Genomic DNA, 14,531 nt, shown 5'->3' with positions numbered 1-14,531 from the left:
TCGGGTAAATCTTCTCCGCTCTGCCGCGCCCCGCTTGCTATTCTTCAGGCATATCCTATCGCCTGAGAGTGGAAAATGATGACTTCCCCGCTGCTGATTGCCCAAACGTCCGACGTCCAACTCCATCTTTTACCGCAGATGGCCAACCGCCACGGTTTAATTACCGGCGCAACCGGCACCGGTAAAACGGTCACGCTGCAAAAGCTGGCAGAATCTTTTTCCACTATCGGCGTGCCGGTCTTTATGGCTGATGTGAAAGGCGATTTAACCGGCGTCGCGGCGGAAGGCCAAAGCAGTGAAAAATTGCAGCAGCGACTGGCGAAAATCGGCGTCAGCGACTGGCAGCCGCAGCGTAATCCGGTGATGGTGTGGGATATTTTTGGCGAGAAAGGCCATCCAGTGCGCGCCACGGTTTCTGACCTTGGCCCATTAATGCTGGCACGTTTGCTGAATCTTAATGAAGTGCAAAGTGGTGTGTTGCAAATCATCTTCCGGATCGCCGACGATCAAGGCCTGCTGCTGCTGGATTTCAAAGATCTTCGCGCCATGACGCAATACATCGGCGATAACGCCAAATCTTTCCAGACGCAATATGGCAACATTAACAGCGCATCGGTGGGTGCCATTCAGCGCGGCCTGCTGGCGCTGGAAGAGCAAGGCGCGGAACACTTCTTCGGTGAGCCGATGCTGGAGATCGCCGACTGGATGCGTGTCGACAGCGACGGCAAAGGCTATATCAATATCCTTTCCGCCGAGAAGCTCTATCAAATGCCGAAACTCTACGCCACCAGCCTGTTGTGGATGTTGTCAGAGTTATATGAACATCTGCCGGAGGCGGGCGATCTCGATAAACCCAAACTGGTCTTTTTCTTCGATGAAGCGCATCTGCTTTTCAGCGATGCGCCGCCGGTTCTGCTGGAAAAAATTCAGCAAGTGATTCGCCTGATTCGCTCTAAAGGCGTTGGCGTGTGGTTTGTCACACAAAATCCTGCTGACATTCCCGACAGCGTGCTGGGCCAGTTAGGTAACCGCGTCCAGCACGCCCTGCGCGCTTTCACCCCCAAAGATCAGAAAGCGGTAAAAACCGCAGCGGAAACGCTGCGCGCCAATCCAAACTTTAATACTGTCGAGGCGATACAAGCGCTCGGCACCGGCGAAGCGCTGATCTCATTTTTAGATGAGAAAGGCAGCCCATCGGTGGTTGAACGTGCAATGGTGATTGCCCCCGGCTCTCGCATGGGCCCGGTCAATACTGATGAACGTAACGGCCTGATCAACCATTCGCCGCTGGCGGGCAAATATGACACCGAAGTCGATCGCGAATCGGCTTTTGAACGACTGCAACACGGTGTGCAAGCAGCCAGTGAAAGCGCCAATGCGCCAGAAGTCAAAGGCAACAGCGTGGCGGTGGATGGCGGCATTCTGGGCGGCCTGAAGGATATTCTGTTTGGTAGCACCGGCCCGCGCGGCGGGAAAAAAGATGGCGTGGTACAAACCATGGCGAAAAGCGCCACGCGTCAAATCACTCATCAAATCATTCGCGGCGTATTAGGGAGCCTGCTGGGCGGACGCCGACGTTAACGTTGCACCTCTGCTAAGATCATAATATGGATAAAGAATACGAACTGAAACGGACCAAGCGTCTGGCGTTACTGCTGCTGCTGCTGGCAGCTGCCACTTTTATTGTCACCCTTTTTCTGCCGCCCAACTTTTGGGTTAGCGGTGTAAAAGCGATAGCCGAAGCGGCGATGGTCGGGGCGCTGGCGGACTGGTTCGCCGTCGTTGCGCTGTTTCGTCGCGTGCCGGTGCCATTTATCTCACGCCACACGGCCATCATTCCGCGTAACAAAGATCGTATCGGCGATAATCTTGGTCGCTTCGTGCAGGAGAAGTTCCTCGACACAGACTCGCTGCTTAATCTGATCCGTCGCCACGATCCGTCACGCATGTTGGCGGACTGGCTCAATGCGCCCGGTAATGCCGATCGCGTTGGGCGTCACTTGCTGCAGGTGATGCGCGGCTTCCTTGATCTCACTGACGATACGCGAATTCAAAACTTTCTACGCCGAGCGGTGCATCGCGCCATTGATAAAGTCGATCTTAGCCAAACCAGCGCGCTGATGCTTGAGAGCCTGACCAAGAATAATCGCCATCAGGAACTGCTGGACGCCGCAGTGGAACAGCTGTTGCGATTGCTGCACAAGCCCAGCACCCGCGAGTTCATCGCGCTACAAATTGTGCGCTGGCTGAAGCGGGAACATCCGATAAAAGCCAAAATGTTGCCCACGGAATGGCTTGGCGAGCACAGCGCGGAGTTGGTCGCCAACGCGGTTGATACGCTGCTTGATGAGGTTGCGCTGGATCAGGGACATGAGCTGCGCCTGGGTTTTAATCGTGCCGTGGATCGCCTGATTGAGAAGCTGAAAAACGATCCTGAGATGGCCGAACGTGCCGAAGTGATTAAAAGCTGGCTGAAAGAAGATGCGTCGCTGAATCGCTATATCGGCGAATTGTGGAACGATCTGCGTTCGTGGCTGAAAGCCGATCTCAGCAGCGACGATTCTCGCGTTCAGGAAAGGGTACGCCTGGCGGCTTTATGGCTGGGTGAAACGCTGGCCGCTGATGAAGCGCTACGCCGCTCCATGAATCAACATCTTGAAGATGCCGCACGCAGCGTGGCGCCTGAGTTTTCCACTTTCCTGACTCACCACATCAGCGATACGGTGAAAAGTTGGGATGCGCGTGAGATGTCGCAACAGATTGAGCTGAACATTGGTAAAGACCTGCAGTTTATTCGCATTAACGGCACGCTGGTTGGCGGTACGATCGGTTTGATCTTGTATCTGCTTTCACAATTGCCCACCTTGTTTATGCTTTTTCCTCGCTAAATGCACTTATGGGGGCCGTTGTGCCTCACTTTAAAGCAAAAAAAATGGCCGATAAATCGGCCATTTCTCTTCTGTTATCGCCCGGCTTAGCGCCGTTTAATCAACATGAACATACTGATCGCAAAGAAGGCGAAGCTTGGCAGAATCGCCCCCATGACGGGCGGTAATCCATAAACCAGGCTGAGTGGGCCAAAAATCTGATCCAATACATAGAACAGAAAGCCGAAGCTGATGCCGGTAACGACGCGTACGCCCATTGATACGCTACGTAGCGGACCAAAGATAAATGACAGCGCCATCAACATCATTACGGCTACCGAAAGCGGCTGGAAAATCTTGCTCCACATATTGAGCTGATATCGTCCAGATTCCTGACCGCTCTGCTTCAAATACTTGCTGTAATTGTAGAGGCCGCTAATGGATAGCGCATCGGGATCCAGCGCCACCACACCGAGTTTGTCCGGCGTCAGGTTGGTTTTCCATTCACCACCCAGGCTCTGCGAACCGGTAATTTGCTTGGGATCGTTTAAGTCAGATTCATCAACCTGCGACAGCATCCAACGTTTTTTATTCATATCCCAGGTCGCGCTGGCGGCGTAACGCACGCTAAGCAAACGACGCTGATCGTTGAAGTTGTAGATGCTCACACCATCGATTTCATTGTTGCCTTTGATGCGCTCAATATAGATGAAGCTATTGCCATCCTTCGCCCACAAGCCATTTTGCGTGGAAAGCAGCGCGCCGCCGTATAGCTGCTGCGCACGGTAATTACGCGCCATTTGCTCGCCTTGTGGCGCAACAAACTCACCAATTGCCATTGTCAGCAGCACCAGCGGAATAGCAGTTTTCATTACCGACAGCGCGACTTGCGTACGGGTAAAACCCGCCGCCTGCATGACCACCAGCTCGCTACGCTGGGCTAAAGCACCCAAGCCCAGCAGCGCGCCCAGCAATGCCGCCATCGGGAAGAAGATCTCGATATCTTTTGGCACGCTGAGAATCGTGTAGTAACCCGCGTCCAAGGCGGTATAGGCGCCCTGCCCGGTTTTACGCAGCTGATCAACAAACTTGATGATGCCGGAGAGCGACACCAACATGAACAGCGTCAACATGATGGTGTTAAAGATGGTTTTACCGATATAACGGTCAAGAACGCGAAACATCAGACCGACCCTCCGCGAGTAAAGCGGGCGCGTACGCGACGCATCGGCACCGTATCCCACAAGTTAAGCAGCACCGCCAGCAGCAGATAACTCAGATTCACCACCCACATCCAGAGGGCTGGATCGAGGCGGCCTTTGGCACCACTCGATTTCAACGAACTCTGTAACAGGAAGAAAATCAGGTAAAGCAGCATGGCCGGTAACATTGACAGTACGCGACCCTGACGTGGGTTCACCACGCTAAGCGGCACCACCATCAACGCCATGATCAGGACCGAGAACACCAGCGTGATGCGCCAATGCAGCTCAGAGCGAAACTCTGGCGTGTCATTGTGGAACAAGCCGACAAAATCGGACTGCTCAGCATCGTTGGGATCGAGCGTGGCTTCTTTATAGCCAACAAACGCCTGATAATTATTGAAGTCGGTGATGCGGAAATCACGCAGCATTGCCGTGCCTTCAAAGCGCGTGCCTTTATCCAGCGTGACCACCTGCGAGCCGTCATTACGCTGCTCCATGTGGCCGCTGTCTGCCAGCACCACAGAGGGACGCGCGTTGCCTTTCGGCCGCAGCTGCGCCAGGAACACGTTGCCGAACTGGTTGCCTTTCACGTTTTCAATGAACAGCACCGCATTACCATCGCTGGAGGTCTGGAACTGACCTGCCGCCAGCGCCGCTGCGCCAGGGTTAGCTTTGGCGTTTTGCGTCACTTCATCCTGATAACGTGATGACCACGGTCCCAGCCAGGCGACATTTATCGCCGCCACAATCGACGTGAACAGCATCAGCACCATTGCAGCCTTGACCAAAACAGCTTTGCTCAGGCCGCAGGCGTGCATGACGGTAATTTCACTTTCCGTATAGAGCCGCCCAAGGGTCATCAAAATCGCCAGAAACAGACTCAAGGGCAGAATAAGTTGTGCCATTTCAGGCACACCGAGGCCTAACAGTGTCAGAACAAGGTTTGTCGGGATTTCGCCATCCACCGCGGCTCCTAAAATCCTGACTAACTTCTGACAAAAGAAGATTAATAGCAGGATGAAGAGGATAGCCAGCTGGCTTTTGAGCGTTTCACGAACCAGATATCTAATGATGATCACGCTTAGTACGCCTGTGAAAACTTGTCTTTTTGCAGGAAAATCGCTAGTTTCAACGCTTATCAGCCATTTTTCTTCATCAATGGCCGTTATCGCAGCTAAAATTGTATGACAATCGCGTTTGGGTGGTGAAAAAACAACATCTTGTCACCCTGATTCATTATGACCTCCAGTGGCTAAATGTCATGCCGCCACGATGAATAAATGGGTCACGAGCGCGCTACATTCTAGCGACAGCGACGGCCGTTGTCTTTAAGATTCAGGAGAGTGCATGGAGTTCAGTGTAAAAAGCGGAAGCCCGGAAAAACAGCGCAGTGCTTGCATTGTCGTTGGCGTTTTCGAACCGCGCCGTCTGTCACCGATAGCCGAACAGCTGGATAAAATCAGCGATGGCTACATCAGCGCCCTGCTGCGTCGCGGCGAGCTGGAAGGAAAAGTGGGCCAGACGCTACTGCTCCATCATGTGCCGAACATCCTGTCCGAACGTATTTTGCTGATTGGTTGTGGCAAAGAACGTGAGCTGGACGAGCGTCAGTACAAGCAGGTTATCCAAAAAACCATCAATACGCTGAATGACACCGGCTCGATGGAAGCGGTCTGCTTCCTGACAGAACTGCATGTCAAAGGACGTAATACGTACTGGAAAGTTCGTCAGGCGGTGGAAACCTCCAAAGAGGCGCTGTACAACTTCGATCAGCTGAAAAGCAACAAAGCTGAACCGCGCCGTCCGCTACGTAAACTGGTGTTTAACGTGCCAACACGCCGTGAACTCACCAGCGGTGAACGGGCGATTCAGCATGGATTAGCCGTCTCTGCAGGCGTTAAAGCGGCTAAAGATCTTGGCAATATGCCGCCAAATATTTGTAACGCCGCGTATCTGGCATCGCAGGCGCGTCAGTTAGCGGATGCCTTCAGCAAAAATGTTACCACCCGCGTGATTGGCGAGCAGCAGATGAAAGAGCTTGGCATGCACGCCTATTTGGCGGTAGGTGCCGGTTCGCAGAACGAATCATTGATGTCGGTGATTGAATACAAAGGTAATCCCGATCCCGAAGCGCGCCCTATCGTGCTGGTGGGCAAAGGGTTAACGTTCGACTCCGGTGGCATCTCGATCAAACCGGCCGACAGCATGGATGAGATGAAGTATGACATGTGCGGCGCAGCGTCAGTGTATGGTGTGATGCGCATGGTAGCGGAACTTAATCTGCCGCTGAACGTAGTGGGCGTGCTGGCGGGCTGTGAAAATATGCCGGATGGCCGTTCAATGCGTCCAGGCGACGTGCTGACCACTATGTCTGGCCAAACCGTCGAGGTGTTAAACACCGATGCAGAAGGCCGCTTGGTGCTGTGCGATGCGCTGACCTACGTTGAACGTTTCGAACCGGAAGTGGTGATTGATGTCGCGACGCTGACCGGGGCCTGCGTGGTTGCGCTGGGTCATCACGTCAGCGGTTTGCTGTCTAACCATAATCCGCTGGCGCATGAATTGATTGGTGCTTCTGAGCAATCCGGCGATCGCGCGTGGCGTTTGCCAATGGCGGATGAGTATCAAGAGCAGCTGGAGTCCAATTTTGCTGATATGGCGAATATCGGTGGACGTCCCGGTGGTGCGATCACCGCCGCTTGCTTCCTGGCTCGCTTTGCGCGCAAATATAACTGGGCGCACCTCGATATCGCGGGTACCGCCTGGCGTTCAGGCAAAGCCAAAGGCGCAACCGGACGTCCAGTGCCGATGCTGTCGCAGTTCCTGTTGAATCGCGCGGGACTGAACGGCGACGATTAACAGCTTCTTCTACATTGAAAGCAAGGGCGGAGATTCCGCCCTTTTTATCTTCTGACGAGCATGCCGATGAAAAACGCAACCTTCTACGTGATGGAAACCGATGCACCGAGCGACGGCCTGAGCGCCATTGAAGCGCTGGTGTGCGATCTGGCTGAAACGCGCTGGCGGGCGGGCAAACGGGTGCTGATCGCCTGTGAAGATGAGCAGCAAGCCATTCGTCTCGACGAAGCGCTGTGGCAACGACCGGCAAACGCCTTCGTGCCGCATAATCTTGCCGGCGAAGGCCCGCGCTACGGCGCGCCGGTTGAGCTGGCCTGGCCACAGCGTCGCGGCAGTTCGCCTCGCGATCTGCTCATAAGCCTGCTGCCACAGTTCGCAGATTTTGCCACTGCTTTCCATGAAGTGGTAGACTTCGTCCCTTACGAAGAATCTCTCAAACAGCTGGCGCGTGATCGCTACAAAGCGTATCGCAGCGTTGGTTTCCAATTGAATACGGCAACGCCGCCACAGCCGCAAACGACATAGCAGAACATGGAAAAGACATATAACCCGCAAGATATCGAGCAGCCGCTTTACGAGCATTGGGAAAAGCAGGGCTACTTTAAACCGAATGGCGATACCAGCCAGGAAAGCTTTTGCATCATGATCCCGCCGCCGAACGTCACCGGTAGCTTGCACATGGGTCACGCTTTCCAACAAACCATCATGGATACCATGATTCGCTACCAGCGCATGCAGGGTAAAAATACCTTGTGGCAAGCCGGTACTGACCACGCGGGCATCGCCACGCAGATGGTAGTTGAGCGCAAAATCGCCGCTGAAGAGGGCAAAACACGTCAGGATTACGGACGTGATGCGTTCATCGAAAAAATCTGGCAGTGGAAGGCAGAATCGGGCGGCACCATTACCCGTCAGATGCGCCGTCTGGGCAACTCAGTGGATTGGGAGCGTGAACGTTTCACCATGGATGATGGTTTGTCCAATGCGGTGAAAGAAGTGTTCGTACGTCTCTATAAAGAGAACCTGATTTACCGTGGCAAGCGCCTGGTTAACTGGGATCCGAAATTACGCACCGCTATTTCCGATCTGGAAGTGGAAAACCGCGAGAGCAAAGGCTCGATGTGGCACATCCGCTATCCGCTGGCTGATGGCGCGAAAACCGCAGATGGCAAAGATTATCTGGTGGTAGCCACCACACGTCCAGAAACCCTGTTGGGCGATACGGGCGTGGCGGTCAATCCAGAAGATCCGCGTTATAAAGATTTGATCGGCAAGTTTATTCTGCTGCCGCTGGTAAACCGCCTGATCCCAATCGTTGGCGACGAACACGCCGACATGGAAAAAGGCACCGGCTGCGTGAAAATCACGCCAGCGCATGACTTTAATGACTATGAAGTTGGTCGTCGCCACAAGCTGCCGATGATCAACATTCTGACGTTCGATGGCGATATCCGCGAGCGCGCGGAAGTGTTCGATACCAACGGCGAAGTCAGCGATGCCTGTGCCGATGATATCCCAGCAGAGTTCCAGAAAATGGAGCGTTTTGCTGCACGTAAAGCGATTGTCGCGGCTGTTGATGAACGTGGCCTGCTGGAAGAGATCAAACCCCACGATCTGACCGTTCCTTACGGCGACCGTGGCGGCGTGGTCATCGAACCAATGTTGACCGACCAATGGTACGTGCGTACTGCCCCGCTGGCGAAAGTCGCCGTAGAAGCGGTTGAAAATGGCGACATTGAGTTTGTGCCGAAGCAGTACGAAAACATGTACTTCTCTTGGATGCGCGATATTCAGGATTGGTGTATTTCACGTCAGTTGTGGTGGGGTCATCGCATTCCGGCATGGTACGACAACGACGGCAACGTCTATGTTGGCCGCACCGAAGACGAAGTGCGCAGCGAAAACAACCTGGCCGCCGATGTGGCGCTGCGTCAGGATGATGACGTGCTTGATACCTGGTTCTCCTCCGGCCTGTGGACATTCTCTACGCTGGGCTGGCCGGAAAACACCGAAGCGCTGCGTACCTTCCATCCGACCAGCGTGCTGGTCAGCGGCTTCGACATCATTTTCTTCTGGATTGCCCGCATGATCATGCTGACCATGCACTTCATCAAAGATGAAGACGGCAAGCCGCAGGTTCCGTTCAAAACCGTCTACATGACCGGTTTGATTCGTGACGAAGAAGGCCAGAAGATGTCGAAATCCAAGGGCAACGTGATTGACCCGCTGGATATGGTTGACGGCATTTCACTGGAGTCGCTGCTGGAAAAACGCACCGGCAACATGATGCAGCCGCAGCTGGCTGAGAAGATCCGTAAACGCACCGAGAAACAGTTCCCGAACGGCATTGAGCCGTCAGGTACCGATGCGCTGCGCTTCACCCTGGCAGCTCTGGCTTCAACCGGTCGAGACATTAACTGGGACATGAAGCGCCTGGAAGGCTACCGCAACTTCTGTAACAAGCTGTGGAACGCCAGCCGCTTTGTCTTGATGAACACTGAAGATCAAGATTGCGGCCAAAACGGCGGCGAAATGACGCTGTCGCTGGCGGATCGCTGGATCCTGACCGAGTTCAACAGCACGGTGAAAGCCTACCGTGAAGCGCTGGACAGCTACCGTTTCGACATCGCGGCTAACCTGCTTTACGATTTCACCTGGAACCAGTTCTGCGACTGGTATCTGGAGCTGACTAAGCCGGTGATGACCAGCGGTAGCGAATCTGAGCTGCGCGGCACGCGTCACACGCTGCTGCACGTTCTGGAAGCGTTACTGCGCCTGGCACATCCGATTATTCCGTTCATCACCGAAACCATCTGGCAGCGTGTGAAAGTGCTGAAAAACATCAGCGACGACACCATCATGTTGCAGCCTTTCCCGCACTACGACGCGGCGAAAGAAGATGCTGAAGCGAAAGCGGACATCGACTGGATGAAACAGGCGATTGTCGCGGTACGTAATATTCGTGCAGAAATGAACATTGCGCCAAGCAAACCGCTGGATGTGTTGCTGCGTAACGCCTCGCCTGCTGCGCTGCGTCGCGTTGAAGATAACCGCAACTTCCTGTCACGCCTGGCGCGTCTGGCAAGTTTGACCGTGCTACCTGCGGGCGAGAAAGGTCCCGTTTCCGTCACCAAGATCGTTGAAGGTGCTGAACTGCTGATCCCAATGGCCGATCTGGTTGATAAAACAGCCGAGCTTGAGCGTCTGGCGAAAGAGCTGGTTAAGCTGGATGTCGAAATCGATAAGATCCAGGCCAAACTGGCTAACGAAGGCTTTGTTTCACGCGCCCCGGAAGCGGTGGTAGTGAAAGAACGCGAGCGTGTGGCTGATCTGGAACAATCAAAAACAAAACTGATTGAACAGCAGGCCGTGATTGCGGCATTGTAAGCGTCTTAGTCTGACTGCTTAATTATCAAGCCGGGCTAAGCCCGGCTTTTTTTATTTATTTCGCAATAGATTCGGAAGAGATGATGACTACCACCGCAACGCGACGTGACCTTCAGGTGCGTCCAATCACTGCCGCCGACAATGCGCATATCGCGCAGGTTATTCGAGTTGTTTCTGCGGAGTTCGGCCTGACTGCCGACAAAGGCTATACCGTTTCCGATCCTGACCTTGATCGACTCTCTGAGGTTTACAGCGCCGAACACAGCGCTTATTGGATTGTCGAATATCAAGGCAAAGTAATGGGCGGCGGCGGCATCGCCGCCCTGGCCTGTAGCGCGCCAGATATCTGTGAGTTGCAAAAGATGTATTTCATGCCCGATGTGCGCGGCTTAGGTTTGGCGCGTGAACTGGCAATCTGTGCCATGGAACATGCGCGCCAGCGCGGTTTTCGTCGCTGCTATCTTGAAACCACCGCCAGCCTGACGCGGGCGATCAAACTCTATGAGTCGCTGGGTTTTGAATTAATTGATCGCGCCATGGGCTGCACCGGCCATGTAGATTGTGAAGTGCGGATGTTGAAAGTGCTGTAATCCTGTCCCTCATCCGCTTGCGGATGAGGGAAAAAAACCGTCAAAACGCGGGCAGACCGCTATGAAAACGCAGTTCGTTATCCGGCTCGCTAATTAACCGCCCTTCAGTTTCACCAATCATCTGCACCCTTGGCGCAATATCCTTGGGTGAAATCTGCGCGGCCAGCGTCAAATAATCTTGATAATGACGCGCTTCTGAACGCAACAGCGAAATATAAAAGGCCTCCAGTTCGCTATCCAGATAGGGCGCTAAACTGGCGAACCGTTCGCAGGAGCGCGCTTCAATATAGGCACCACAAATCAGCTTGTCGATCAGCGTATCTGGCTCGTGCGTGGTGACTTCGCGCAGCAGCGATTTTGCATAACGGCTTGAGGTGATTTTTTGATAAACCAACCCGCGCGACTGCATAATTTCCCAAACCTGATAAAAGTGATGCAGCTCTTCTTTAATCAGCAGCACCATCTTCTCAACCAAATCATCCGCCCACGGCAATTCATTGCGAACAATAACGCGTTTGGTCAGGTTTTTATGCGCGTTAATGAAATCGCTGTCGCCATCTTCGCGAAAGATAAAATCTTCATACGGCTTCAACCAGGCACGAATAGCCTCGCCGCTGGGCTTGTCAGCGACATATTTGCGAATCAACCACACCGCGGTTTGTGCCGCCTTGAGCTCGCAAACCAGATGATCGGTCAGTAACAGCGTAAGGTTTTCCGGCTTGCGCGCTTCGTCTATCCAGGCTTGCGGCGTACGGCAATGAAGGAATTGATAGATGGGTTCGAGTAACGGTGCGTAGTTCATCAGATTAAAACGTGGGTTAAAAAAGGAGGCGGAGCATGCTCCGCCCGCTAGAAATTAGTGACGAATACCGTCATCTTCTTCGTCATCGAGGATTTCGTCGTCTTCATCTTCCGCGTCTGGATCTTCGAAATAGGTGCCCCAACCGTCATAATCGACGTTGTATTTACCAATCAGATTCACCAGTTGCTCGACCTGTGCATCAATCAGCTCTGGCTTTAACGCCGCTTCGCTGATGATATCCACGCACATCACCGTGGTGCCATCTTCCAGCTCCAGCTCTTCCGGCTCGGTCACTTCATAGCCCAGCTTGAACGCATCTACAGCGGCTTTTTCAAGTGAGTCAAAGTTGTTGCATGAGAGATGATGCTCAATGGTATAGAGCGCGTCGGGATCGCTGCCATCCTCCAGCAGCTCTTCAATGATCAGGCGCGTCTCTTCACGCTGCTCTTCCAACAATGCTTCATATGCCATGGCGATGTCCTCTCTGAGTTTGGCAATAATCAAGTATTTTCCCACACTGCCCGGCGCGCCACTACACAAAACGAAAAGTTTATTCACGCCGGGGTTGAAAATGCATATTCATACGGTTAGATTGAATTTTAATTCATTTGCATTGGTTACATGGAGCGCTGCATGAGTCAGCTTTATCAACGCCATTTCCTGAGATTACTGGATTTTTCCCCTGCCGAAATCGATTATCTGCTTACCCTTTCAGCTGAATTAAAAAGCACAAAAAAAAGTGCGACTGAAAAGCAGTATCTGAAAGGCAAAAACATTGCGCTCATCTTCGAAAAAGACTCGACCCGTACCCGATGCTCTTTCGAAGTTGCCGCTTACGATCAAGGCGCAAACGTCACCTATCTCGGCCCAAGCGGTAGCCAGATTGGCCATAAAGAATCGATGAAAGATACCGCACGCGTTTTAGGCCGCATGTATGACGGCATACAATATCGCGGCTATGGCCAGGCGTTGGTTGAAACTCTGGCTGAATATGCCGGTGTGCCGGTGTGGAATGGCTTAACCACAGAGTTTCATCCTACGCAGTTACTCGCCGATCTACTGACCATGCAGGAACAGCTGCCGACTAAAAAACTCAGCGAAATGACGTTGGTCTACGTTGGTGATGCGCGTAACAACATGGGGAATACCATGCTGGAAGCCGCCGCGTTGGTAGGGTTAGATCTGCGTTTAGTGGCGCCAAAAGGCTGCTGGCCGGAAGAAGAGCTGGTGGCACATTGTCGCCAGGCGGCACAGCAAACCGGTGGCAAAATCACGCTGACCGAAAACATTGCTGAAGGCGTACAAGGTGCGGACTTTATCTATACCGACGTTTGGGTATCGATGGGCGAACCTAAAGCGGTGTGGGAAGAGCGTATCGCCTTGCTGCGGGGTTATCAGGTTAACAGCGAGATGCTGGCGCTGACCGGCAACCCAGCGGTGAAATTTTTGCATTGTCTACCCGCCTTCCATGATGATCAAACCACCCTGGGACGCCAGATGGCGGAACAATATGGTTTGCACAAGGGTATGGAAGTCAGTGATGAGGTGTTCGAATCCGCGCACAGCGTGGTCTTTGATCAGGCGGAAAACCGTATGCATACCATTAAGGCGGTGATGGTGGCGACGCTCGGCCAGCGATAAATAAGCCGGAGCAAACGTTTTCGTTGTGTGCGATTTACCCTTGAAGCAAATTACTGAATGCGTATAATGCGCCACAATTTGCCGGAGGAAACATGCAACAGCGCAACGAAAAATTTGACGCCCAATCTCGCCTGAATGCAGGCGGCGCATCTGTTTCTTTCCGTCATCGACCCGATCTTAAAAAAGCCCCTTAATCAGGGGCTTTTTTTTGTCTGAAATCCGGCAGCGCAGAGGAGAGAGCTATGGCTAACCCGCTATATCGCAAGCACATTATTTCAATTAACGATCTCAGCCGCGACGAGCTGGAGTTGGTGCTGCATACCGCCGCGCAGCTCAAAGCCAACCCGCAGCCGGAGTTATTAAAACACAACGTGATCGCCAGCTGCTTTTTTGAGGCATCGACGCGAACCCGTTTGTCGTTCGAATCCGCCATGCATCGTTTAGGCGCCTCGGTTGTCGGCTTTTCTGACGGCAGCAATACGTCGCTGGGCAAAAAAGGTGAAACGCTGGCGGACACCATTTCAGTGATCAGCACCTACGTTGATGCGATTGTGATGCGTCATCCGCAAGAAGGCGCAGCGCGTCTGGCAACGGAGTTTTCCGGCGGTATTCCTGTGCTTAACGCCGGTGATGGCGCGAATCAGCACCCGACACAAACCCTGCTGGATCTGTTTACCATTCGCGAAACGCAAAGTCGCCTCGACAACTTCAATGTCGCCATGGTCGGCGACCTGAAATATGGCCGCACCGTGCATTCACTGACGCAGGCGCTGGCCAAATTTGATGGCAACCGCTTCTTCTTCATCGCACCCGATGCGTTGGCGATGCCGGCTTACATCACTGACATGCTGGATGAGCAGAACATTACATGGTCGCGTCACGACAGTTTTGAAGAGGTGATGCCAGAGCTGGATATTCTCTATATGACGCGCGTGCAAAAAGAGCGTCTTGATCCGTCCGAATATGCCAACGTGAAAGCCCAGTTCATTCTTCGCGCCGCCGATTTAGCCGATGCGCGTGACAATATGAAGGTGCTGCATCCGCTGCCGCGCATCGATGAAATTACTACCGATGTGGATAAAACGCCTTACGCCTGGTATTTCCAGCAGGCCGGCAATGGCATTTACGCGCGTCAGGCTTTGCTGGCGTTGGTACTTAACAGCGAACTCGCCCTGTAAGG

12 protein-coding genes are annotated in these 14,531 nt (G+C 53.3%); 8 read left to right on the top strand and 4 right to left on the bottom strand.

The annotated features are described in order from the left end of the window. Positions 1–78: 78 nt before the first annotated feature. Complete coding sequence (locus ACF2G4_RS16890) at positions 79–1,581, top strand: helicase HerA-like C-terminal domain-containing protein (RefSeq protein WP_409075985.1); 1,503 nt, start codon at positions 79–81, stop codon at positions 1,579–1,581. 26 nt (positions 1,582–1,607) lie between these two features. After that, positions 1,608–2,888, top strand: a complete 1,281-nt coding sequence (locus tag ACF2G4_RS16885) for a DUF445 domain-containing protein (RefSeq protein ID WP_332626687.1) — start codon at positions 1,608–1,610, stop codon at positions 2,886–2,888. Between the two features lie 86 nt (positions 2,889–2,974). Here ACF2G4_RS16885 and lptG read toward each other — a convergent pair whose 3' ends face one another. Together lptG and lptF are read right to left on the bottom strand one after the other, a co-directional pair. Then, positions 2,975–4,051 (bottom strand): LPS export ABC transporter permease LptG, encoded by a 1,077-nt coding sequence (gene lptG, locus ACF2G4_RS16880; protein ID WP_243078687.1) that lies wholly within the window; start codon positions 4,049–4,051, stop codon positions 2,975–2,977. Then, positions 4,051–5,151 carry an LPS export ABC transporter permease LptF gene (gene lptF, locus ACF2G4_RS16875; RefSeq protein ID WP_243078688.1) on the bottom strand — a complete coding sequence of 367 codons (1,101 nt, stop codon included), beginning with the start codon at positions 5,149–5,151 and terminating at the stop codon, positions 4,051–4,053. The genes lptG and lptF overlap by 1 nt, the downstream gene beginning before the upstream one ends. Before the next feature lie 268 nt (positions 5,152–5,419). On the opposite strand from lptF, the gene pepA reads away from it, so the two are divergent. The 4 genes from pepA (at position 5,420) to ACF2G4_RS16855 (ending at position 10,908) form a co-directional block, all read left to right on the top strand. After that, positions 5,420–6,931, top strand: a complete 1,512-nt coding sequence (gene pepA / locus ACF2G4_RS16870) for a leucyl aminopeptidase (protein ID WP_243078689.1) — start codon at positions 5,420–5,422, stop codon at positions 6,929–6,931. Positions 6,932–6,997: 66 nt separating this feature from the next. Next, on the top strand, positions 6,998–7,456 hold the full coding sequence (locus ACF2G4_RS16865) for a DNA polymerase III subunit chi (protein WP_215847767.1): 459 nt from the start codon (positions 6,998–7,000) through the stop codon (positions 7,454–7,456). 6 nt (positions 7,457–7,462) lie between these two features. After that, a complete protein-coding gene (locus ACF2G4_RS16860) occupies positions 7,463–10,318 on the top strand; it encodes a valine--tRNA ligase (protein WP_332626682.1) in 2,856 nt (951 codons plus the stop codon). An 83-nt stretch (positions 10,319–10,401) separates the two neighbouring features. Then, positions 10,402–10,908, top strand: a complete 507-nt coding sequence (locus tag ACF2G4_RS16855) for a GNAT family N-acetyltransferase (protein WP_409075984.1) — start codon at positions 10,402–10,404, stop codon at positions 10,906–10,908. 40 nt (positions 10,909–10,948) lie between these two features. Here the strand turns inward: ACF2G4_RS16855 and miaE are convergent, their stop codons facing one another. Beyond that, the gene (gene miaE / locus ACF2G4_RS16850; RefSeq protein ID WP_409075182.1) at positions 10,949–11,710 is read right to left on the bottom strand and encodes a tRNA isopentenyl-2-thiomethyl-A-37 hydroxylase MiaE; all 762 of its coding nucleotides are present in this window, start codon (positions 11,708–11,710) and stop codon (positions 10,949–10,951) included. 54 nt (positions 11,711–11,764) lie between these two features. After that, a complete protein-coding gene (gene rraB, locus ACF2G4_RS16845; RefSeq protein WP_215847770.1) occupies positions 11,765–12,181 on the bottom strand; it encodes a ribonuclease E inhibitor RraB in 417 nt (138 codons plus the stop codon). A gap of 162 nt (positions 12,182–12,343) precedes the next feature. Between rraB and argF the strand changes: the two genes are divergently transcribed. Continuing rightward, on the top strand, positions 12,344–13,351 hold the full coding sequence (gene argF, locus ACF2G4_RS16840; RefSeq protein WP_332626680.1) for an ornithine carbamoyltransferase: 1,008 nt from the start codon (positions 12,344–12,346) through the stop codon (positions 13,349–13,351). A 242-nt stretch (positions 13,352–13,593) separates the two neighbouring features. Next, a complete protein-coding gene (pyrB, locus tag ACF2G4_RS16835) occupies positions 13,594–14,529 on the top strand; it encodes an aspartate carbamoyltransferase (protein ID WP_409075181.1) in 936 nt (311 codons plus the stop codon). Positions 14,530–14,531 lie beyond the last annotated feature (2 nt).

The sequence above is a fragment of the Pantoea phytostimulans genome (assembly GCF_046118715.1).
Taxonomy (GTDB): Bacteria; Pseudomonadota; Gammaproteobacteria; order Enterobacterales; family Enterobacteriaceae; genus Pantoea; species Pantoea phytostimulans.
The sequence above is the reverse complement of the archived record's forward strand: the minus strand, read 5'-3'. Positions and strand labels throughout refer to the sequence as shown.

What these genes read in the sequence shown, in the direction of transcription:
- ACF2G4_RS16890 (WP_409075985.1), top strand. Translation starts at nt 79, where the DNA reads ATGACTTCCCCGCTGCTGATTGCCCAAACGTCCGACGTCCAACTCCAT.
- ACF2G4_RS16885 (WP_332626687.1), top strand. Translation starts at nt 1,608, where the DNA reads ATGGATAAAGAATACGAACTGAAACGGACCAAGCGTCTGGCGTTACTG.
- lptG (WP_243078687.1), bottom strand. Translation starts at nt 4,051, where the DNA reads ATGTTTCGCGTTCTTGACCGTTATATCGGTAAAACCATCTTTAACACC.
- pepA (WP_243078689.1), top strand. Translation starts at nt 5,420, where the DNA reads ATGGAGTTCAGTGTAAAAAGCGGAAGCCCGGAAAAACAGCGCAGTGCT.
- ACF2G4_RS16865 (WP_215847767.1), top strand. Translation starts at nt 6,998, where the DNA reads ATGAAAAACGCAACCTTCTACGTGATGGAAACCGATGCACCGAGCGAC.
- ACF2G4_RS16860 (WP_332626682.1), top strand. Translation starts at nt 7,463, where the DNA reads ATGGAAAAGACATATAACCCGCAAGATATCGAGCAGCCGCTTTACGAG.
- ACF2G4_RS16855 (WP_409075984.1), top strand. Translation starts at nt 10,402, where the DNA reads ATGACTACCACCGCAACGCGACGTGACCTTCAGGTGCGTCCAATCACT.
- miaE (WP_409075182.1), bottom strand. Translation starts at nt 11,710, where the DNA reads ATGAACTACGCACCGTTACTCGAACCCATCTATCAATTCCTTCATTGC.
- rraB (WP_215847770.1), bottom strand. Translation starts at nt 12,181, where the DNA reads ATGGCATATGAAGCATTGTTGGAAGAGCAGCGTGAAGAGACGCGCCTG.
- argF (WP_332626680.1), top strand. Translation starts at nt 12,344, where the DNA reads ATGAGTCAGCTTTATCAACGCCATTTCCTGAGATTACTGGATTTTTCC.
- pyrB (WP_409075181.1), top strand. Translation starts at nt 13,594, where the DNA reads ATGGCTAACCCGCTATATCGCAAGCACATTATTTCAATTAACGATCTC.